Below are 20,917 nucleotides of genomic sequence, written 5' to 3'. Positions count from 1 at the left end.
TCTATAGACGGTTGTCTGACATCTCAACGACGAGCCCGTTAAAGGCTCGCCGCCGCTGACTGTGCAGGACTTCGAGGGTTGTTAGAATGCCGGGCTTTCGTGTGGGTGGGCGAGCACGAGCGTTTTCCGGAGGAATGATCCGATGATTCGAAGCTGGACGGCATTGCGTGTGTTGGTGGTCTTGTTGGGGATGACGGCGGCGCTTGGGGCGGATGAGCCGCATCCTTTCACGATTCACGACATGCTGGCGATGGAGCGAATCTCCGACCACCAGGTTTCGCCGGACGGCGACCTGATCGCATTCGTTCTGCGCACCACCGACCTGGAGGCTAATAAGGGTCGAACAGACCTGTGGCTGATCGGGGCCGGCGGAAAAAATCTGCGGCAGCTTACCACGCATCCCGATGCCGATATGAATCCGCGCTGGACGCCGGACGGCAAGTCAATCCTGTTCATTTCAACCCGATCGGGTTCGTCGCAGGTTTGGCGAATCAGCGTCGCGGGTGGGGAGGCGGAGCAGATCACGAAGCTGCCGCTTGACGTTGGGTGTCTGGTTGTTTCCCCCGATGGCAAGCAGATCGCCGTCAGCATGGAGGTCTTTCCCGGAGAGTCGGTGGATGAGACCAAGAAGCAACTCGACAAAAAGGCTAAGGAAAAGACGACGGGGCAGTTGTATGACCGGCTGTTCGTGCGCCATTGGGATACGTGGAAGGACGGGCGGAGGGCGCATGTGTTCGTTCGAAAGCTGGATGCGGCGGACTCCGCATTCGTGGATGTGATGAAGGACATGGATGCGGACTCTCCGTCGAAGCCGTTCGGCGGACCGGAAGAGATTGCGTTTTCGCCCGACGGAATGGAGATTCTGTTCTCCGCTCGCGACGTGGGTGAGAAGGAGGCTTGGTCGACAGACCTGGATCTGTACGCCGCACCGGTGGATGGATCGCAGAAGCCGCGCTGTTTGACCGAGGCCAACGAGGCATTGGATACGGCACCGGCTTTCTCACCGGACGGCAAGACGCTCGCGTACCTGGCGATGGAAAAGGCGGGCTACGAGGCGGACCGGGTGCGTATCGTGCTCAAGTCGTGGCCCGACGGTGAGCCGAAGACGCTGACTGAACTGTGGGACCGGTCGGCTTCCGAGATCAATTGGTCTTCTGACGGTAAGACGATCTACACGACGGCGGACAATGTCGGGCAGCACTCGCTTTTTGCCATCGATACGGTTGATGGGAAGGACAAGGTCGTGCTCTGGGAGGGGCGTATTGGTGGGCCGCAAGTTTCCGGCGGGCGAATCGTCTATTCCATGAATCACCTGAATGGACCTTCGGAGCTGTACAGCATAAAGCCCGACGGGACCGGCGTTGAGCGCATCACTCACATCAACGATGAGCGCGTCGCGGCGACGAAGATGGGAGAGGCGGAGCAGTTCTCGTTCGCCGGATGGAACGGCGAGAAGGTCTATGGCTATGTGGTCAAGCCGATCGACTTTTCGGCGGACAAGAAGTATCCCGTTGCGTTTCTCATCCACGGGGGGCCGCAGGGGTCATTCGGCAATGACTTTCACTACCGATGGAATCCGCAGGCGTACGCCGCGGCGGGTTATGCGGCGATCATGATCGATTTTCACGGATCGACCGGCTATGGGCAGGCGTTTTGCGATGCGATTCGGGACGACTGGGGCGGCAAGCCGCTGGAAGATCTTCGGCTGGGGCTTGAGGCGGCGATCAAGCGGTATTCGTGGATGGACGGCGAGCGTGTCGCGGCGCTGGGCGCCTCGTACGGCGGTTACATGATCAACTGGATCGCGGGCAAGTGGCCCGATCGATTCAAGTGCCTGGTCAGTCACGACGGAAACATCGACGAACAGATGGCCTACTTCGACACAGAGGAGCTCTGGTTTCCGGAGTGGGAACACCACGGGACGCCGTGGGATAACCCCGAGGGGTATCAGAAGCATAACCCCGTGAACCTCGTCAAGCATTGGCAGACGCCGATGCTCATTATTCACGGCGGTCTGGACTATCGCGTGGTCGATACGCAGGGGCTTTCGTCGTTCACCGCGTGCCAGCGCCGCGGCATTCCCAGCAAGTTTCTCTACTTTCCGGATGAGAATCACTGGGTGCTCAAGCCGGCCAACAGCATCCTGTGGCATGAGACGGTATTGGCGTGGCTGGACGAGTGGACGAAGAAGTGATGGCGAACGGGCCTAATCGACGGGCTTGAATGGCCATTGCGCAAAATGAGAAGGGCCGACGGAAAGTATTCCGCCGGCCCTTCGGGTTTAGTGAGTCAGCTACAGGCTGTCCGCACTAGGCTTTGCAACTGCAGCCGGGGCATCCGCCGTCGCACTTGCCCTTGCACTCGGTGCTGCAGGCCTTCTTGGCGGTACCGCAGGCGCAGTTTGCGCCGCACTCGCAGGCATCGCCGCAAGGGCAGGAATCGGCCGCTACGGCGCTGGCCGACTTCGCGCAGGTGCATCCGGCGCAGCCGCCGTCACACGAGCCGTTGCATCCGCCGGCGCAAGCGTCTTTCGAAGATGCACACTTGCATGAGTCGCCGCAAACGTTGGCGCAGATGTCACCACACTGGCAGCCAGCGGCCTGCGCCGTGGCTTCCACCCTGGCGGCCGAGGCAGGCATGAAGGCAAAGGCCGCGACGGACAATCCACAAACGATCGCAATCACAATATTCAAAGGCTTCATTGATCAATCTCCTGTTTAACAGGTTTGGGTTACCGTTCAATCGTCGGTCGCGCGTCCATACGGCGCGTAACCGAATGACACAACTCAGCAGGGTCGACAGCGACCCTTGAAAGTGAATGTCTAAAACGCGGGAAGGGGCCGAGTGATCAATTCAGCCATACGCAAAGCAATGCGTGGACGGAGTCGGATAGCTGGAGGTGAGGGGAGTCCACTACCGATGATGCATCAAGCGGACTTGACGCCAGATCAGCGACTGCCTGTGCCGTCGAAAGGGATGCGAGGAGAATGGGCGAAACATCCTTGCTCGATGATGTCGGTGCGGGAAACTCGTTGGATGAAGAGGCGGGTTTTCGATGCGGACAAGTGCAGGCCTTTTGTGCGGCGGCGTCCTTGGAAGCGCAGCAGGACCGAACGGTCGTGGCCTTAGGCTTGCAACAGGAACAAGCGGCCTTTTTCTCTGTTTTTGGTCCAGTACAGTCTGAGCAGCACCGCGCCGCCGGTGGGGACACAAAGAGGCAGAACGCCAATAGTATTCGAAGTGCTGGCATGCTCAAATCATAATCCACGATTCAGGCACTTACCATTCTATCTGCCACAACATCTGCATTTTCGTGGCCGCACGCCGTTATGCAAGGCATTATTCACCGGTCATTCGATGGACCCTACTTCACGCGCGCGACGATCGTCTTCGCCTTCTGGTCGGTGATGTCCAATTCAAAACCCTGAAACGTCGCCTCGATGAGGTGCTCGGTGAGCGTCTCGGCGGTCATGTTGGTCTGGCAGGTGTATTTGACGACGCCCTTGGCGCCGTCCTTGACGACTTCCTCGATGCCCGGGATTTCGGCGAGGGCCTTCTTGATGAGAATGCCCTGCTTCACGTCGGCGACGTTGCTCACTTCGAGAATGACATCACCGACGCCGCCTGCTGTGCCGCGGGTCCACGATTCGAGCAGGTCATAGACGCTTGCGTCGGCGAGCTTCATGCCCGACTTCTCCAGTGCCTGTCGGCCGCCGATCGGCCCCGCGACGCGCGATCCGCCGCGCACGCCGGTCATGGTGTTTGAGAAGATCGCATCGGCCGTCTCAGTCCAGAAGCCCTGGATGGTCACGTCGGTTTCCCACATGTTCAGGTTGACGCCGGCGGCGGTGGTGTGCTCGGGGCCGGAGGCGCGCGACACGCCCTTGATATAGACCTGCGCGCCGTAGTTCATGGCGAGGGACTTGAGAGCCTCGGTGTCATTCTCAGCAGCGGCGACCTCGGCCTTCTTGCGGTCGATCTCCTTCATTTGGCCGGGATTGACGAGTTTGAAGCCCAGCTTCAGGAGCTTTCGCTCGATGGCGGTGCCGAGGATGCTGTCCTTCTGGACGACTTCGCGGCTGGGCTCGGCGCGGTCGAGATCGTGAATGATCTCGGTGAAGACGACCATGATCTTGGGGCGGCCAAGCTGCTTGAGGAGAATGGCAACTTCGCCCCAGGTCGCGTCGAGCAGTTTCTTGCTGACCTGGGCGGTGATGTCGACAGTCGTCACGCCCAGGGATGAGCGTTTGCCGGTTACGTCGTAGTGCTTGACGATTCCGCTGGCACGCGCGAGGACGACGTCGTATTCCAGGGCGAAGTCCTTCGTCTGGCTCTTGCTCATGATCTCCTGTTTGCCGCCCTGCTCGATGGCTTTGCGGAGGCCGTCCTTGATCGCGCTGTCCTCATCGATGCCCTGTCCCTGGACCTTGACCGTGACGACGTCGTCGTCCGCCAGGGCATTCAAAGGCGTCATGGCAAGGAGAGCCGACGAGATGAGAAGAAGCGGGGCGAGAGACTTCAAAAGAAGATTCATACAGATGCACTCCCATTGCGAGGATGAACCGGGATTCCCAGATTGCATCAGGATTCTGCATAGGAGCGAGGAGGGGGTCAAGGGTGGGAGGTGTTGCGGTGATTATTCGAGTCCGACTCTATTTGCAAAAAAACACCGGCTCCGGCCCAAAAGGACCGAAGCCGGCACGGCGAGATAGCGATTGCGAAAGGCGAATTCGAATGCTAGTCGAACTCAGACTCGGAGAAGTCGTCTAATTCTCCGTTGAAGCCGTGGGGTCCCGAGTGCGGGCCGCCGCCGGGGCCATTTGTGAAGCGCTCGCCAAACTGGCCCACAAGACCCGAGAGCTGGCTGAGCAGCTCCTGATCGATATTGATTGTGCAGCCTCCCGCCTGGAAGACGCTGCCCATCAGTCCGGCGGACATCACGGTCGCGACGAGTTTCACTTTTCGTAGCATCCTGTTTGTCATGCCTCTGCCACTCCTTTGTTCGTGCTTCTTGCGAGGATTGCCTAGCCGGCGAGCTCCTGCGAGGTGTCGAGCTCGACGTCGGGTCAGCGATCAAAAACTACGATTCGTTCCACCGGAGCTGCAAGGCGATGAATGGCCCGCCGCGATAGATTTTCCACCTATGGGACCGGGGACTCTTTACAAAATGACGGGGGTGAGAGAATATCGGCGGGCATCACGCACGAGGAGCGACCAATGGCTTATGACGAGATAGAGTTTGAGGCCGAAGAGGCCATGGAAAAGTCCGTTAAGTTTCTCAAGGACGAGTATCGGGGCGTCCGTACCGGCCGCGCATCGCCCGGTCTTGTCGAGCATGTCAAGGTGAAGGTGCCGGCGTACGGTGAAGCACCGATGGAACTCAAGGCACTCGCGACCATCAGCGCGCCGGATGCGAGCATGCTTCTGGTGAAGCCGTTTGATCCGACGACGCTCAAGGATATCGAGCGCGGGCTTCAGGAGGCGGCGTTGGGGATCAATCCGCAATCGGACGGCAAGGTGATTCGCCTGCCGATTCCGTCGCTTTCCGGTGAGCGGCGTCAGCAGATCGCTTCGCAGATTAAGAAGATGGCCGAGGCTCAGAAGATCGCACTGCGCAACGCGCGGCGAGACGCGATTCAAAAGATTGATGCTGAGAAAAAGGGGGGGACCATGCCGGAGGATGACGCCAAGAAAGGCCATGAGGCCATGGACAAGCTGACGAAAAAGTATGAGGGGCTGATCGAAGAATTGATGACCGGTAAGACCAAGGAGATTATGGAGGTCTAGCCGGAGGCATGAGCCAGCCTTGTCGGGCACAGATGAGGCGAATCTGAGCGTGTGTGCGCTTACGCACAGGCCAGTATAGATGGAAAGAAAAACCGCCGAATCCACGCCTCTCGCGATTGGATAGGGGGAGAGATCTCCCGAGCGACGGCCGTTTTACGCGAATCGCCGATCGGCGCGCATACCTTTCGCTGTATGGTTTCGAGTGAGCCGTGCGCACGATACGGAGGGAGAAAGCGCTATGCTTTTCTCGACGGCGGCAAGAGTTTCATTCCTTGGGCGTTTTTGCATTGATGGCAGACTTGCCGGTTGCCGCACGTGCAGATTTATCCCCGCGATATGACGTCGATGCGTTCATCGATTCACTGGACGCTTACGACATTGGTGAGCGGACAGCGAACACGACCATCGTTCCAACGATCGGAACGGCCGCGACCATCTCAGCTCTGGTGACGACCGGCAATGTGAAGGACCAATTCGAGTTCACGTGCAGCGACCTCGGCGGTACCGGGGCGATTGACCCAACGGATTGCGGTGGCGCTGCGAATGCCGCCGCTCATGTCAACTGGAATTGGGGTGCCCCGGAAATTATTGCCGATTTCGGTTTTCCGGTTCTCGTCGGTGGATTTGTCGATATCGCCGGCTCCACGCTCTTCCCGTCGGATATCGCGTTAAATGCTCCAGGACGGGGACACTTTCCCGTTTTTCCCATCGTCCGGCCGCGGCCGCAGGGAACCGACCGACACGATCTCTGGTACTCCTGCGATCGACAATTTCCTGTTACAGGGGGATTTGGCGGCCCCTGAGCTTGAATCGGAGAGCATAAATCGGTTATATTGGAACCCTGACCTCGCGGAATGGCCTCGTGCTTAGCGCACGCAGGTCCGATTCCAGCTCTATAAGTCATCGGTGCGATGGCTCGCCAATCCCTCGCAGGCGGCGGGCTGCACAGGAGGAATGTTAAGTGAAACGTCCGAACTCGAAGGCGGCTGTTACCCTAGCGGTATTCGCCTCCCTATCCCTGCTCCCGGTTTCCCAGGCAACGGCCGACACCATCATGTTCAGCGACTCAGTTGCCCTGCAGCCGACGAACTTCAACTCGTCGGTTTCCATTCCCAAGTTCAACCCCGGCCTGGGCACGCTTACCAAGGTCATCTTTGAATTGTCCGGTCACGTCGAAGGGCAGGCGAAGTTTGAAAGCCTCGATGCCGGTCCGACGACGATTTCGATGCAACTGGCCGCCCAGGTCAATCTTCAGCGGCCGGACCTGACGTCGCTTGTCGTCGCTCTTCCGTTGGCCATGACGATGGACAACGCGAGCGCCTTCGACGGTACGGTGGATTTCGGCGGCACATCGGGGAAGACCTATTCCGCCCTGGCCGGCGACGATAATGAAATGTCCATGACGACGGCTCCGCTGGACCTCGCACTCTTTACCGGTGTCGGCAATATCGCCCTTCCGGTCATGGCCACTGGTGCTTCATCGGGAAGCGGAGCGGGCAACCTCTTGCTCCAGTTCAATACGTCGGCATCCGGCGACGTGACGGTCACCTATGAGTACATTGTCATTCCTGAGCCGGCGACTGCGATGCTTGTTTCGCTCGGTGCGATGGGGCTTTTCCGCCGCCGCCGCTGATTCGACTTCACTTATTATCCAAGATGAAAAGGTCGCTCCGATGGGAGCGACCTTTTTTCATGTGCATCCAAGTAAATGAAGAATCGAAGTTCCTACGCCAATCGACGCCGGCGGTGGATCATCAGCATTCCCAGGAGCAATGCTCCTGCGACTGACGGCTCCGGGATCGGCTGAAAGAAATACGTCACCTCAGCCGTGGCCGCAGCGTCCGTATGCAGGAGCATAACCAGGTTTCCAGATCCCGAACCTCGCGATCTGCCGATGGCCCAGACCGGGAGACTCATAAACTCCCCTGCGCCGACGAAGAGCGATTGATCCGGCAGGGAGAGCGGGCTGGCCATGAAGTGGGACTCAAAGAGTTCCTTCTTGACCTCGGGGAGCACGCGCCCCGAGGGGCCGGCGAAGTCTATCACGCCGTCGTAGCTTCCGAGCGGGAGCGTGATTGCCTCGCTCGGGATGACGGCCATGAGGACCGACATATCCGGCCGCATCAGCGAGATATCGGCGGTGAATGTCGCGGTGACCATCGTCGGGCTTGGGTCTTTGCTCTCGACTGATGCGGTGCCGCTGACTTCTCCGGTCAGCTTGAGCAGGACCGATGTCAGCGTTCCCAGCGAAGGATCGAACTTGGGCAGCGTGACGACTTGTTTCCAATTCGTCTGTGTCAGCGGCACGGTATCGCTGAAGCTGACCTCATCGGCATTCAGCGCGGCCGGTGAAATTGCCAGTGCGCAGACCAGGCCCCAAACACTCTTAGATCTCAACGTCATAACGAAGACCCCCTGCGAGGAAGGCGGCACGCCGACGTAACTCCGACGGGCGCCGGAACGAAACGTCAATTATCTTATGTCGCCGGGCACCGTCGATTCCAGACCTGCGGCAGAGGCTTTTCGATCGGCAAATCGGACTCGGAGGCGAACCCCCGCGGCAGGTAAGCAGCGAGAATCATTATCAGACGATGCGCCGTGTACTTCGTTATCGCTGATTCCGAATTCTCAAATTCACCCGATCGAGTGATCGCAAAATGGCTCTGATGCGCCGCATCACTTCTCTGTCATGGCCATCGGCGGGCGTCGCATTCGGAGAGAATTTCGCCGGCACCAAACTGAGAGGGCTCGACACCGTGGATGACGGCGTCGAGCCCTCAGAAGCATCGAATATTCCATCGGACGGAGCGGACATGCGCCGCTTGAGCGCGGTCCCAATGCTTAGGCGGCGATTCGGCGTCGGCGTCGCATCGCGGCGAAAGCGCCCATGCCGAGGAGGCCGGCCGTGGCAGGCTCCGGAATGGTGTAGTCGTAGGTGACCATGACGTTGGCGGATGCGGAGGTGCTGAACTGGAGCAGCAGGTTGCCCGCACCGCTGCCGGTCGAGGCGCCGGTGGCCATGACCGGGAGCATGATGTTGCCCGGGCCGGTGAACAGGGCCAGGTCCATCATCGACATAGTCATGATGGAGTCCACGTCATCGGCGGTCAGCAGCGGATAAGACTTTCCCGACGTTCCGCCGAAGTCGATCATGCCGTCAAAGGCGGTGACGTTGTCGGTCGTCATGACAAGCGGCAGCGTGACGACAAGCGTACTGAGGTCCGGTCGCTGGAGCTCGATCTCGGCGGCCAGCTCCATGTCAACCGTCGCCGGATCGGCGTCGAGGCTCTCGAATTGGGCTATGCCTTCGACGTGGCCGGAAAGCTTGAGCGTGATCTTGTCGAGCGTGCCGAGCGACGGATCGAACTTCGGCAGCGTGACGGACGTCATGAAATTCGTCGGTTGCAGCGCGACGTTGTCGCTGAACATGATCGTGTCGGCCTGGGCGGCGGACACGGTCGACATCGCGACCACGGCAACCACGGCAAGTGCTTTGATGAACCGCATTCTGATACCCCCCAAAGATTTCCAAGTTCCCCTGTATTGCTCTTCGAAGGCGAGCCCAAGCCCGCGTTGTGAGCTATTAGTTCTATTCGCAGTCGCCGGCGTTAAGTCAACTTCCGGCGACTATTCGGACCCACGTCTGCGATCAGCCCTTACGGGGCGGACCGATTCGGCGGGATGGCCACAGTCAGGCACTTCGGGGGCCATTTGACCCTGACGCGAGCCTGGTTCCTGCGTGATCGAGTTATCAGTCGGCGAAAAGCCGAATCTCGCGGAGGCGGGGCGGTGTTATGGAACGGATGGGCGCGTAGGTTCTGGAGGGTCTGCGCGGGCAAAGGGCCCCTTCGCATCAAACGGCGATGAGGCGTGTCATTTCTTCGACGCGTAGGCCTTAGGGGAAGATGCCGCGCTCTTTGTAAACCGTTTCGAGATTCTGAATTGCGACGATGTACGCGGCCGTGCGCCAGTCGGTATGGTGCTTGGCGGCCATTTCCCGGACGGCCCGGTAGGCGCCGAGAATCTTCTTGCGCAGCTTGGTGTCCACCTCGTCGAGGTCCCAAAACTCGCTGCGCTTGTTCTGGAGCCATTCGAAGTAGCTGACGATGACGCCGCCGGCGTTGCAGAGGAAGTCCGGCAGGACCTCGATGCCGCGCTGCGCGAGAATCGCCTCGCCTTCGAGATTCGTCGGGCCGTTGGCGCCCTCGGCGACCATCCTCACATTGAGCAACGGAGCGGTTGAGGCGGTGAGCTGGTTTTCCATGGCGGCCGGGATGAAGAAGTCGGCCTTGATCTTGAGCATCTCCACATGGTCGATCGTTGCGCACTTGGCAAATCCGCGGACTCCGCCACGGGCTCGAACGTGCTCGAACAGGCGGTCGGCGTCGATACCGTCCGGATTGGAAATGGCCCCGGTGTGATCTTCGACCGCGAGCAGCTTCGCGCCCAAGGGCTTCATCAGCCGGGCCGTCCACGAGCCGACGTTCCCGTAGCCCTGAAGGGTATAGGAGGCGCTCTTCAGGTCGAGGGCGTGATCCTTGGCCCACTCCTCGACTAAATAGACGATGCCTTGTCCGGTTGCCTTGTCGCGGCCCTGGCTTCCGCCGGAGACGATCGGCTTGCCGGTGACGACGTGGGTGCAACTCTGCCGTTCATGCGGAGGAATCGTGCTCAGGTAGGTGTCGAGAATCCATGCCATGATCTGCGGATTTGTATTCATGTCCGGCGCGGGGATGTCGTACTCCGGGCCGATGTTGTCGCCGAGGGCGTAGGTGAAGCGCCGGGTGATGCGCTGCAGCTCGTCGGTTGAGTACTTGGACGGATCAATCTGAATGCCGCCCTTGGCGCCGCCGAAGGGAATGTTTGTAAGAGCCGTTTTCCAGGTCATCCACGCCGCCAGTGCCCGGACTTCGTCGATATTGACCGACGGGTGATAGCGCAGGCCGCCCTTGAAGGGCCCACGGGCGCTGTTGTGCTGCACGCGGTAGCCGGTGAACACTTCGACGCGTCCATCATCCATGCGCACGGGGAAGTTCACGGTGATTTCGTTTTGCGGCTTGGAGAGAATCTTGCCAATGTTGGGGTCGAGCCCCATCAGGCCGGCCGCCTTGTTGAACTGCTTGATGACGTTTTCGAAGAGGCTGGACTTCGCCTCCGCCGGGGCGTGCGCGGCGGCAGGGGGGGCGGAGGACGGGGTGGCTGCTGGTTGACTTGATCGCTTCGTTGACTCGGTGCTGCTCATTGTTGTCGTCATATCCCTTTGCTCCGGCGAGTCGAGCGCACCGGCATCGTGTCGAAAAATCGGCGAAGGCGGTGATCCGCTCTACATGACTGGATGAATCGTTCTGTCTAAGTCAGATTACTCCACACCGGCGGCCAGGCCGCTTTCCATGCCGAATATGATACCGCAGGATAGGCGGGCGGTGAAAGTCGACGGATAGGGGCTATTACAGGGCAGTTTTAGAGGTGTGCTTGACGCGCCGTCGCGCCCAATAGCTATCCAACGCCGAAGTCAGTGTTCTGCCAAAGCACATTCAGATTCGGATCATCCGCCAGCCCCGCGAATTCCTCGCGGAACCATGCCTTGATTCCCTCATCCATCAGCCCGGCGCTGAGGCGGTTTTCGGTGAAGAGATTGATGATTCCGTAGCGGAACTTTGAGCGGAGGATGTCGATGTCGCGGCGGATGATGTCCTTCGTCTGCCCGCGAATGCCGATCATGAGGCAGATCGAGTCCGTCGCCGCAGCCACGTCGTCGGGCGAGTCCCAGTGCATGGACTTGTTCAGCACGCCGTTCCGGAGATTGTCGTCAAACGTCTCCACGCCGAGGAACAGGTGCGTTTCCACGTCGAAGAAACGGCGAGTGGCCTCGTAGTCCTTGCGATAGGCCCAGTACGATTCGGTCCAGAAATCGGTAATACCGCGCTCGGCCAGCAGTCGCTTGATCTGGTCGCGCACGGCAAGCGGCAATTCCTGAATCGACCCGCTGTTGATGACCTGCAAACGCCCGTATTGGCCGGTGACCTTAGCGAGTTCTTCATCCGCGACGCGCTGGATCTCGGACTCGTCGCTCGTGTTGTCGTCGATGTAGTCGCAAAAGCTGCACCGGCTCCACACGCACGGCAATCCCTTGAGCAAGACCACCTCGCGCGGATGGTGGCCCTGGTAGCGCCCGTAGCGCATCAGATTCGGTGCCGGGTAGCGGGGCAGTTCCATGACATCTATGATAGGTGGATCGGCCGCGTGCCCCAAGCCGCTGTCGGGCGTGAAGGGCGCGGCGTCCCGGTTTGTGGGCAGTTCCCGGTCGGAATTCGCATCCGCCGTCACGTCATTTTTTAGAGGCGTTCATCCATACATGAGTCAGGGCGCGACGCGAGAAACCAAACTTACGGATTTTGTCGACCTGGAGACGCTTCAGGCGCTGCAGGACGGGTTTGCGCGGGCTACGGGCATCGCTACCAGCATTCGCGATTCGGCCGGGCTGCCGATTACGATTCCGGCGGAGGAGGCGGATTTCTGCTCCGTCATGCAGTCGTGCCCCTCCGGCAAGACGGCGTGTCAGATGAGTCACGCGGGCGCTACGCGGCTGGTGGCGGGGGACGGATCTCCCGAGGGGCCGCTGCTGAACGAATGTCACGCGGGCCTTTCGCAATACGTCGCGCCGATCATTGTCGGAGGTGAACATCTCGGCGCGATCATCGTGGGAGATCGACCGCGAGGACCTCTAGGAGACGATCGCCTTGCGGCGCTTGCGGAGGAATTCGGCCTGGACCGGCACGTCCTGGGCGAAGCTGCCCGTCGCCTGCCACTGTGGTCTGACGTCCGCATGTCGTCGGCCACGGCTTTCGTGCAACAGCTCGCCAACACCATCGCTCGGCTCTGTTACCAGGCCTATCAATTGCGCAAACGTATCGATGAGCTGGCCGTTGTCCGCGACGTGGCCGCGGCACTGGCCGAGCATACGGACCTTCAGGAGATTCTCGACACGGCGACGCAGCAGCTTGTCGCGCGTATGGGACTGCGCGCGGCGGCCCTGCGACTCCTCGATGAAGATACCGGTGTGCTCAAGATGGCCTCGGTCGCCAATCTCTCGAAGGAGTATCTGGACAAGGGCCAGATTCTGGCGATGGACAGCCCGATTGACCAGAACGCGCTGGCAGGTCAGACGGTCTATATTGAGGATCTGCGCACCGATCCTCGTGTGCTCCATAAACAGAAGGCCCGTGAGGAGGGGCTCTTTAGCGGGCTGGTGACCGGGGTCTCAAACGGCGGAAAAAGACTCGGCGTATTGCGCGCTTACACGGGGCGTCGCCATGTGTTTTCGGAGTACGAAGTATCGCTGTTGGAGGCGATTGCCTCTCAGGTCGCGACGGCCATCGTGAATGCCCGACTTCGCCGCGACATGGCCCAGGCCGAGCGGGTCGAACGGCAGATCAAGCTTGCGGCGGATGTGCAGCGGCGCATGATTCCGGCGAGTCCGCCGTCAACGCCGGCGTATGAATTTGGATGCATCTATGAGCCGAGCAGCGAGCTGGGCGGCGATTTTTACGACTTCATTCAGTTCGATAATGGCGACATCGGCTTGGTGATGTGCGACGTCGTGGGCAAGGGATTTCCCGCTTCCTTGATGATGGCCAGCGTACGCTCTGCGCTTCGCTCGCATGCCCGGCGGGTGACGGATATTACGGAGATCATCAGCTCGGTGAACAACCGACTGGAGCATGACACGTTGCCAAATGAGTTCGCGACCGCGTTTTATGCCGAGTTGTCAGCGGACGGCAGGCGGATGAAGTACTGCAACGCGGGGCACGAGCCCATGCTTCTGCTCAGGAACGGCGTCGTCAAGGAGCTGGATGTAGGCGGACTGGCGCTCGGAATCTTGGAACATGCCAAATACGAGAGCGCCGAAGTGCTGCTGGAGCCCGGCGACGTCTTACTGACATGCACCGATGGTGTGCTCGAAGCCCTGGATTATGATGGACACGCATTCGGCCGCGCCCGGCTGCATCAGTCGCTGCGCCTGCACGGCGCGCTACCGCCGGACATGCCGATCCAGATGTCCGCCAAGCAAATGCTCTGGGACGTGCGCCGATTCAGCGGACTCGTGGCGCCGGGCGACGATCTGACGCTGGTCATGGTGCGGGTGCGCGAGGGCGCCGAGTGGCCGTCACCTAAGGCGTGATTGCGGGCGGGCGATTGACTCGAGGATACCTGTCTTAACGCTGGAAGAGGTCGACCGTGATTACCACGGTCGCGGTGCCCGTCCCGCCGAGACCATCGGAAATCGTATAGGTAAAGGTGTCGTCGAAGCTGTCCACCTTCCCGAAGATCAGGGGAACCGCGGTGTCGTAGGTGAACGACCCATCCGCCATGACCATTAGCCCGCATATTTCATCAGTGATCTTCGAATGGTGATGGACGGAGTTTTTCGGCTTTGTGCGTGAGCGGAGGGACGAAGGTGGAGGTTGGAGCGCGCAGGGCCCCCTTACCCCCAAGCGGTGATCAGGTTGTTTTTCGGGTCATGATGGGGCGGGCGGGATCAGGCGGAGTCGTGGAACCAGGGATCGCCACAGGTCCTGCAGGGGGCAGCTGCTCGACAGTCGCAGTACGACGCGGCGCACGGAGACGACCACCCGCGCGGCGACCTTGAGGAGTTTCAGGCGAATGGTGTTCACCTGGGCCTCGGCCAGTTCGGTGCCGGCCAGGGCCGTGCGGCGCAGCGTTTCCACCAGGACGTAGGCCGCCGAGGACAACAGCAGCCGGAACTGATTGGCCAGGAAGGCGTGGCAACTGGTGCGATCGGCGAAGAGCCCGAGCTGCTGCTCCTTGATGCGGTTCTCCATGTCGCCGCGGGCCGTGTACAGACCGTCGTAGATATCGTTCGGCGTGCGGTCGGTCAGGTTGGTCACCACGAATCGAACGTTGGGCCCCTGAACCAGCCGCTCGGCCTTGACGATCACGCGGCGCGGGCGATCCCAGGTCTGCGCCGCGTACTCGATCTCGTGGAAGTTCCGCACCTTCTGCTGCGTGGTGGCGAACTGGGCCTCGGCCGCCTGCATGAAGGACTCGGCCGCTTTCTCCAGGACGGTGTTGCGGGCCAGGCCCAGCACGTACTTGACGCCGTGCCGGTCGCACCATTTCATCATTCGCCGGCGGCAGAAGCCGGAATCCCCGCGGACGATGATCCGCACCCCGGGCCACGCCTGTCGCAAGCGCTGCACCAGCAGCTTCAGGATGGGCCAGGCGTGATGGGCCCCGTCGATGTTGCTGGGCCGCAGGTAGGAGACCAGCAGCCGCGAGCCGCAGAACACATACAGCGGTAGGAAGCAGTGGTGGTCGTAATAGCCGTGGAAGAAGCGGCCTTCCTGGTTGCCGTGGATCGGATCGTCGGTCGCGTCGAAGTCGAGGATCAATTCCTCCGGCGGCGATTCATAGGACGCGATGAACTGCTCCACCAGCACACGCGACATTCGTGCCAGGTCGCCGCGCGTGACGCGGTTCTCCAGCCGGCACAAGGTCGGACTGCTGGCCAGCGGCTCATCCGCGCTCGGCGGCCGCCCGGTCAGGACCGCCAGCACGGGATCGCTCCGCAGGGCTTGATGGTCGTTGAGATCTTCGTAGCCCATCGCAATGGCAAAGATGCGCTGGGCCAGCATGACCCGCTGGTCATGTTGAATTCGGGCCGGATCACGCGGGTCGTTGATGACCCCGGCCAGTTGATCGACCAGGCCCAGACGCCGCTCGACCTCCCGAAGCAGCAGACCCCCGGCGTCTGAGGTGAGCGTTCCGCCTGTGAAATCGGCCACGATTTTCTTGCGGCCGAGACTGGAAAAGAACATCGGTTTGCTGTTACAGTCTGTCACGAAAAAGCCTCCCTGCCTATGGACCGGAATGTTCTTACGAAACCCCAGTCTACAAGGCTTCGAGGCTTTTTCTATTCCTATTCAACGCCGACCTGATGAAATATTCGGGTTAGGATCGCGCCGGAGGCCAGCATGTATGCCGTGCCGACATTCGCCGTCGATCCATCAACCGCAATCACAGTGATGGCATCGCCATCCGGATCGCTGTCGATCCCCATGCCGTTGTCGTCGAAGAGATTGCCGGTGAGTAGGCTTTCAATCAGCGTCGAAAACGCGTCATCGCGCGCATCCGGCGGCCGGTTGGTAACCGTGATGGTCACCGTTGCGTTATCCGTTCCGCCCTGGCCGTCTTCGAGGCGATAGACGAATGTGTCCGCACCGACATAGCCGGTGTTGGGCGTATAGGTGAATAGACCGGTCGGTTGGAGGCTGAGCGTTCCGTTTGCGACACTGGTGACAAGCGAGACCGTTAGAGGATCGCCGTCCGGATCGCTATCGGCGCCGGCCCCGTTATCCGTCAGGACACTCGCGTTGATCGTGGCGTTGTGAGGCGTGGTGAATGTATCGTCGCGTGCATCGGGCGCCTGGTTCTGTGGGATCTGCTGCTCGCCTGCATTCGGCGGAGGCAGGCCACCGAGGATGGCGCCAATGACGAGGAAGATCGGCAGGAATCCCGGGCAAAGCACGACGTGAACCGCGCAAAGCGACCAGATGAACATGACAAAGAAGAAGAACGGCGCGGCGAAGAGCAACGACGAATTGCCCTTGCCGGTGCCGTTGGTCTGCGGCATCAATTCTGTATTGCTCTGGACATAGCCCTCGATGCGGTCACCTGAAACCGCCCGGGAAGGTGCATCACTGACCTTGCTCGGCGTCCAAATGTCGCCCTGAGTCGTCTCGATCATCGTGACCTGGCGAGACGCGGCGTCGAGCGACATTTTCGCGGCGCCCGCGGATGTGCCGAAGCTGAATTCAGTCATCTCCCATGAGTCACCGCTGCGTACGAATCGGCCGGTGATCGTTCGAGCATCATCGAGAAAGACAAGTCTAAAGACTCCCGCGTCCATGTCGGCCTCGAGCGACTCCGCGCCCTCAAAGGCGGTGCCGCTGAGTGCTTTCGAAATCGGATGGTCGGGCGTCAGCGGGATGCTGACTTTGCCGGTCGTGGGACCCTGCCAGTTGAGTCTCGTGCCGCAACCTGGCGTCAATACGACAAGATTGAATACCAACGCCACGCAAAGGGCGGATGTGATGGTGCGAGATAATCGCCCGAAGCGAAAAGGATTCATATTGACTTGTCTCCCCCCAAGATCGAATCGAACACAATCGTGCCCGCGGCTCGCTTTGCCACGGGCGCTACGAGGCGCCCCGGATGTGGCTGGACGGAGCCTGATTCTGCTAACTCTATTCAGCACGGGCGATGAATCTCAACAGAAATTGTCCAACATGTCCGAAATTGATCGGGCGTCTGCGATTGAAATCGATTTGCAGCCAACGTTCGCGGACCAGTTGGGGGCGGCCCACTAAGCCCGTCGCCGTATCGGTCCGTACGGCGCGGGGGGGTCAAAGCAGTGATCGCACGGTCTCGCAAACTTTGTCGACCTCCGACTCGCTGAGATGATTATGAAACGGCAGGGCGATCGTTCGGGCGGCGACGCGCTCGCAGACCGGGAAGTCGCCCGGTTTGTAGCCGAATTGCCGCTTGTAGAACGCCTGGAGGTGAATGGGGGCGAAGTAGTTGCTGCAACCGATGCCGCGCGCTCGCAGCTTTTCGATCATGGCGGCGCGGTCCTCCTCACTGTATCGGTCGGCCAGTTTTACGACGAACACAAACCAGCTCATGGAGCAATCCGGCTCAATCTTCTGTAAGCTGAGCCGGTCTTCCGAAGCCAACCGCGTTCGATACCATTCCGCCACGCGGCTGCGCTTGCCGAGTATCTCTCCGATCCGCTGCATCTGGACGGCGCCGATGGCGCTGTTCACGTCGCTGAGGCGATAGTTGTAACCGAGTCGCTCGTGCGAGAGCCAGCCCATGCCGGTGTCGCGGCCCTGATTGCGCATGGATTGGCAGAGCCGGGCGATCTCGTCGTCGTTGGTGACGATCATTCCGCCTTCGCCGGTGGTGATCTGCTTGTTGGGATAGAAGCCAAAGACGCCTGCGTCGCCGAGGCTGCCGGACATGCGGCCTTTGTATTTGGCGCCGAGCGATTCGCAGGAGTCCTCAATCACGCGAAGCTTGTGCTTTCGGGCGATAGCGCTGATGCGATCGAAGTCGGCGGGCTGTCCGAACACATTGACAGGAATGAGCATCTTGGTCCGCGGGGTGACCGCAGCCTCGACCGCTGTCGCGTCGATGTTCCAGGTCTCCGGGTCCATGTCCACGAAGACCGGTTTTCCCCCTTCGTAGAGGATACAGTTCGACGAAGCGACGAATGAGAAGGGCGTCGTGATGGCCTCGTCACCGGGTTGCAGGCCGATCGCCCGAACGAGCAGGTGAAGACCGCAGGTACCGCTGGAGACGGCGATGGCGTGCTTGGTGCCGACATAACTTGCGATGGCTTCTTCAAATCGTGATACGGCGGGTCCGAGCGATAGCCTGCCGGAGCGCAGCACTTCGGAGACGGCGTCGATTTCGGCCTGTGAAATATCCGGTCCGGAGAGATCGATATTCATTTCGTGCCTTCTGTATTATGAGTTCCCCCAGGTAGGGCTGGCTCGTCCAGGTCATCTCCGGGAACAGGAACGCCATGGGACGCGCCACGCCGGAGGGACTCGATGATAGCGGCTTCGAATCGCCGATTCACTTCTTACCTTGCCCCCTTGATTTCGGTTCGCTGAGGGCTGGAATTTGCGCTTGACACGCGCGAAAACCCAACAATAATCTCCCTGTGAATCGGACTATGCGCTGAACTCCGGTTCGGAGCGGTAATGCAAAGAATTGGACTTGCCGGCGGGGCACCGTGACCGCCTTATTTTATTGAGACTATTTGTGAATTTATTCACGAAGTCTTGGTTGTGATTCCAGGGTGGCCCGGTAATATCAGTCGCCTGACGCAGTGATCCAGGCGCGGTAGAGCAGCTTGACTGAATCGACAAACAACGCGAACGACAACCCGCTGCAACCCATGACGCCGCGTCTGATGGGGCGATTGTTCATTGTCCCGGCGCTCATTGTTGTGTTACTGCTGGCGGTCTCCGTGGTTGTCGTGCTTTTCGGGACGACGACGACGGACAAACAGGAAAGCCTTTCCGATCTTATTGCTCGACTGGAAGCCGATCCAGGCGAAAAGACACTCGGGACGATGCTTCTCCCTGCCGCCAAGGAGTCTTGGCAGGCCGCACAGGAGTTGGCCCGGCGCCTCGAACGAAAAGACGAGTTTCTTCGGCCGGACGAGGTTGAGCCGACAGCGGATCGACTCATTGCAATACTCGAGAAGTTCCCGGTCGGCCGGGATACCGATGAACCCGCTTCGGCACAGCAGTATTTCGTCATGATGGCCCTTGCCCGTCTTCAGACGCAGAAGGCCGTCGAGCCGCTTTCGAAACTCCTGAGAGATCCGAACTGGGCGACGCGCCGCACAGCCGTTCAATCTTTGGCAATGATGCAGGACGTTGACGGCGTCGGTCGTGCGGTCCCAGAGATTGCTGCGCTCTTGAACGATCCGATCCCTGCGGTTCGCATAGTCGCCTGTGGGGCGCTTTCCGTATTGGCGCGACCGGGGGACGGCGTGACGATTCGATTGCTCGCCGACCGGCTGAGCGATGATCGAGAAGTGCAATGGAACGCCGCGATGGCGCTGGCGCATCTCGAAAGTTCGTCTGGTAAGTTGGTGCTTCTGAACATGCTTGACAGGGCATATTGGGAAGGGATTGAACTCGAATACATGGAGAACGGAGTTCAGGTTACTCGCAAATATGCACCCGCCGAGGTGGAGCGCAATCTTCAGTCCGCCATCGCCGCGTCCGTCAAGCTCTCGGATCCAGAATTAGACCGGGCCGTCGCCGCGTTGGAAGCGGACCGTTCGACCTTTGTGCGCGATGCCGCCCGTTCGGCGAGTCGGTCGGGTGGCCCGAAAGCCGCACCGGCGGGATCGTCGATGCATGCTGTAGAGCAGCAGGTTGGCCCGGCCCCTTCCGGGGTTGGGGAGGACTGTTGAGATGCCGAAGACCGAAGTCGTAACCAAAGTATGGATCGCACCTGGGTGCATCGTTTGCGATGCGTGCGAGACAACCGCACCGGACGTGTTCGAGGTGCAGCACGATAACGAGACGTGCATCATTCGCCCGGCGGCCCTGGACGCCGAATTCACCAAGCCGCGCAGCGCCATCATCAAGGAAGCTGCGGCCGAGTGTCCCGTCGATGTCATTAAGTTTGACGTCGCCACGATCGAAGTCAGCGAAGAGGAGGCGGCGAAACTCGGCGGCGGCGCACCCAAGCCCGCAGCCGCCGTCGCCGCAGCAGCCGCCGGTGAGGCCGGCGCCGCCGGACCCGCCCACGCGCCACCAGCCCACGCGCCGGCAGCCGATAAGGCAACCCCTGCCAAGCCCGCTGCGCCGCCCAAGCCGAAGGTCATGGACCCGGCCATTCAGGCGCTGCTCGCAGCGACGACGGTTCGCGGCGGCCACGTCGTGATTGATCGGGGCGTGAAGGACATGCCCGAAGGGGTCCGGCAGGCGATCAAGCTCTCGCCTGACCAGTTGCCGCCGGACGGCCGGTTTCAACGGGTTCTTGAGAAGACCAAGACGACCGCTAAAGAGCCGACACGTCGCGATCTCCTGCTTGGCGCAAGTTGGGCGGCACTCGCGCTGGGTTTCGGTGTCGCGCCGCTGGTCGCCCTTAACCGGTTCATGGCGCCCAATGTGCTGGAACAGCCTGATCCGAAAGTTCGTTGCGGACCGTTGAGCGCCTATGCTTCGATGGCGCCCGGTGACGTGGACGAAGATTTCAAGCCGGTCAAGCCCAGCGGATTCTGGCTGGTCCGCGAGGAAGAGCGGCTGGTCGCCCTGTCGATCATCTGCACTCACCTGGGGTGCATTCCATCGTGGCTTCCAAATGATCGAAAATTCAAGTGTCCGTGTCATGGAAGCGGATTCAAGCAGGACGGGACGAACTTTGAAGGTCCCGCGCCGCGGCCGCTCGAACGGTTCAAGATATACCTTGACGGCGATCAGGTGATCGTTGATCGTTCAAAGAAGTTTCTGGCGATGGGGCCGAATGATACGGCTGTGTGGAACGATCCTGATGCTTCGATTCCTGTTTGAGTCGA

General features: G+C 60.3%; 19 protein-coding genes. 9 read left to right on the top strand and 10 right to left on the bottom strand.

Features of this window, described 5'->3' with window-relative positions; all coding sequences use genetic code 11:
* Positions 1-142: 142 nt before the first annotated feature.
* The 3 genes from HS101_01450 (at position 143) to HS101_01440 (ending at position 3,263) form a co-directional block, all read left to right on the top strand.
* Entirely contained in the window at positions 143-2,194 is a 2,052-nt protein-coding gene (locus HS101_01450) for a S9 family peptidase (GenBank protein MBE7504931.1), read from the top strand.
* 185 nt (positions 2,195-2,379) lie between these two features.
* Positions 2,380-2,721 (top strand): hypothetical protein, encoded by a 342-nt coding sequence (locus tag HS101_01445; protein ID MBE7504930.1) that lies wholly within the window; start codon positions 2,380-2,382, stop codon positions 2,719-2,721.
* 266 nt (positions 2,722-2,987) lie between these two features.
* Positions 2,988-3,263, top strand: a complete 276-nt coding sequence (locus HS101_01440; GenBank protein MBE7504929.1) for a hypothetical protein — start codon at positions 2,988-2,990, stop codon at positions 3,261-3,263.
* 101 nt (positions 3,264-3,364) lie between these two features.
* Here the strand turns inward: HS101_01440 and HS101_01435 are convergent, their stop codons facing one another.
* Both HS101_01435 and HS101_01430 read right to left on the bottom strand, forming a co-directional pair.
* Positions 3,365-4,534 (bottom strand): hypothetical protein, encoded by a 1,170-nt coding sequence (locus HS101_01435; protein MBE7504928.1) that lies wholly within the window; start codon positions 4,532-4,534, stop codon positions 3,365-3,367.
* Between the two features lie 203 nt (positions 4,535-4,737).
* The gene (locus HS101_01430; GenBank protein MBE7504927.1) at positions 4,738-4,983 is read right to left on the bottom strand and encodes a hypothetical protein; all 246 of its coding nucleotides are present in this window, start codon (positions 4,981-4,983) and stop codon (positions 4,738-4,740) included.
* A 234-nt stretch (positions 4,984-5,217) separates the two neighbouring features.
* Here HS101_01430 and frr point away from each other — a divergent pair, with 234 nt between their 5' ends.
* The 3 genes from frr (at position 5,218) to HS101_01415 (ending at position 7,420) form a co-directional block, all read left to right on the top strand.
* Positions 5,218-5,787 (top strand): ribosome recycling factor, encoded by a 570-nt coding sequence (gene frr / locus HS101_01425; GenBank protein MBE7504926.1) that lies wholly within the window; start codon positions 5,218-5,220, stop codon positions 5,785-5,787.
* Positions 5,788-6,059: 272 nt separating this feature from the next.
* Complete coding sequence (locus tag HS101_01420; protein ID MBE7504925.1) at positions 6,060-6,590, top strand: hypothetical protein; 531 nt, start codon at positions 6,060-6,062, stop codon at positions 6,588-6,590.
* Between the two features lie 158 nt (positions 6,591-6,748).
* Positions 6,749-7,420: a PEP-CTERM sorting domain-containing protein gene (locus HS101_01415; protein MBE7504924.1), complete on the top strand. Its 672-nt coding sequence runs from the start codon at positions 6,749-6,751 to the stop codon at positions 7,418-7,420.
* Positions 7,421-7,512: 92 nt separating this feature from the next.
* Here the strand turns inward: HS101_01415 and HS101_01410 are convergent, their stop codons facing one another.
* The 4 genes from HS101_01410 to HS101_01395 all read right to left on the bottom strand — a co-directional run bounded on the left by HS101_01410 (position 7,513) and on the right by HS101_01395 (position 12,003).
* Positions 7,513-8,190 carry a choice-of-anchor E domain-containing protein gene (locus HS101_01410; GenBank protein ID MBE7504923.1) on the bottom strand — a complete coding sequence of 226 codons (678 nt, stop codon included), beginning with the start codon at positions 8,188-8,190 and terminating at the stop codon, positions 7,513-7,515.
* A 438-nt stretch (positions 8,191-8,628) separates the two neighbouring features.
* Entirely contained in the window at positions 8,629-9,294 is a 666-nt protein-coding gene (locus HS101_01405) for a choice-of-anchor E domain-containing protein (protein MBE7504922.1), read from the bottom strand.
* 388 nt (positions 9,295-9,682) lie between these two features.
* Positions 9,683-11,029 (bottom strand): Glu/Leu/Phe/Val dehydrogenase, encoded by a 1,347-nt coding sequence (locus HS101_01400; GenBank protein MBE7504921.1) that lies wholly within the window; start codon positions 11,027-11,029, stop codon positions 9,683-9,685.
* 254 nt (positions 11,030-11,283) lie between these two features.
* Entirely contained in the window at positions 11,284-12,003 is a 720-nt protein-coding gene (locus HS101_01395) for a radical SAM protein (protein MBE7504920.1), read from the bottom strand.
* Here HS101_01395 and HS101_01390 point away from each other — a divergent pair.
* The gene (locus HS101_01390; GenBank protein MBE7504919.1) at positions 12,002-13,969 is read left to right on the top strand and encodes a SpoIIE family protein phosphatase; all 1,968 of its coding nucleotides are present in this window, start codon (positions 12,002-12,004) and stop codon (positions 13,967-13,969) included. The genes HS101_01395 and HS101_01390 overlap by 2 nt on opposite strands.
* Positions 13,970-14,003: 34 nt before the next feature.
* Here HS101_01390 and HS101_01385 read toward each other — a convergent pair whose 3' ends face one another.
* The 4 genes from HS101_01385 to HS101_01370 form a co-directional block, all read right to left on the bottom strand.
* Positions 14,004-14,159, bottom strand: coding sequence for a hypothetical protein (locus HS101_01385; protein ID MBE7504918.1), 156 nt, complete (start codon positions 14,157-14,159; stop codon positions 14,004-14,006).
* A gap of 147 nt (positions 14,160-14,306) precedes the next feature.
* Positions 14,307-15,626, bottom strand: coding sequence for an IS1380 family transposase (locus HS101_01380; GenBank protein MBE7504917.1), 1,320 nt, complete (start codon positions 15,624-15,626; stop codon positions 14,307-14,309).
* Positions 15,627-15,727: 101 nt separating this feature from the next.
* Positions 15,728-16,939, bottom strand: a complete 1,212-nt coding sequence (locus HS101_01375; protein ID MBE7504916.1) for a cadherin-like domain-containing protein — start codon at positions 16,937-16,939, stop codon at positions 15,728-15,730.
* Between the two features lie 274 nt (positions 16,940-17,213).
* On the bottom strand, positions 17,214-18,323 hold the full coding sequence (locus tag HS101_01370) for a DegT/DnrJ/EryC1/StrS family aminotransferase (GenBank protein ID MBE7504915.1): 1,110 nt from the start codon (positions 18,321-18,323) through the stop codon (positions 17,214-17,216).
* A gap of 407 nt (positions 18,324-18,730) precedes the next feature.
* Between HS101_01370 and HS101_01365 the strand changes: the two genes are divergently transcribed.
* Both HS101_01365 and HS101_01360 read left to right on the top strand, forming a co-directional pair.
* A complete protein-coding gene (locus HS101_01365) occupies positions 18,731-19,807 on the top strand; it encodes a HEAT repeat domain-containing protein (GenBank protein MBE7504914.1) in 1,077 nt (358 codons plus the stop codon).
* A gap of 1 nt (position 19,808) precedes the next feature.
* A complete protein-coding gene (locus tag HS101_01360) occupies positions 19,809-20,912 on the top strand; it encodes a Rieske 2Fe-2S domain-containing protein (GenBank protein MBE7504913.1) in 1,104 nt (367 codons plus the stop codon).
* Positions 20,913-20,917 lie beyond the last annotated feature (5 nt).

Source organism: Planctomycetia bacterium, assembly GCA_015075745.1.
GTDB lineage: Bacteria > Planctomycetota > Phycisphaerae > UBA1845 > UTPLA1 > UTPLA1.
This window is presented reverse-complemented; position numbering and strand designations above follow the sequence as displayed.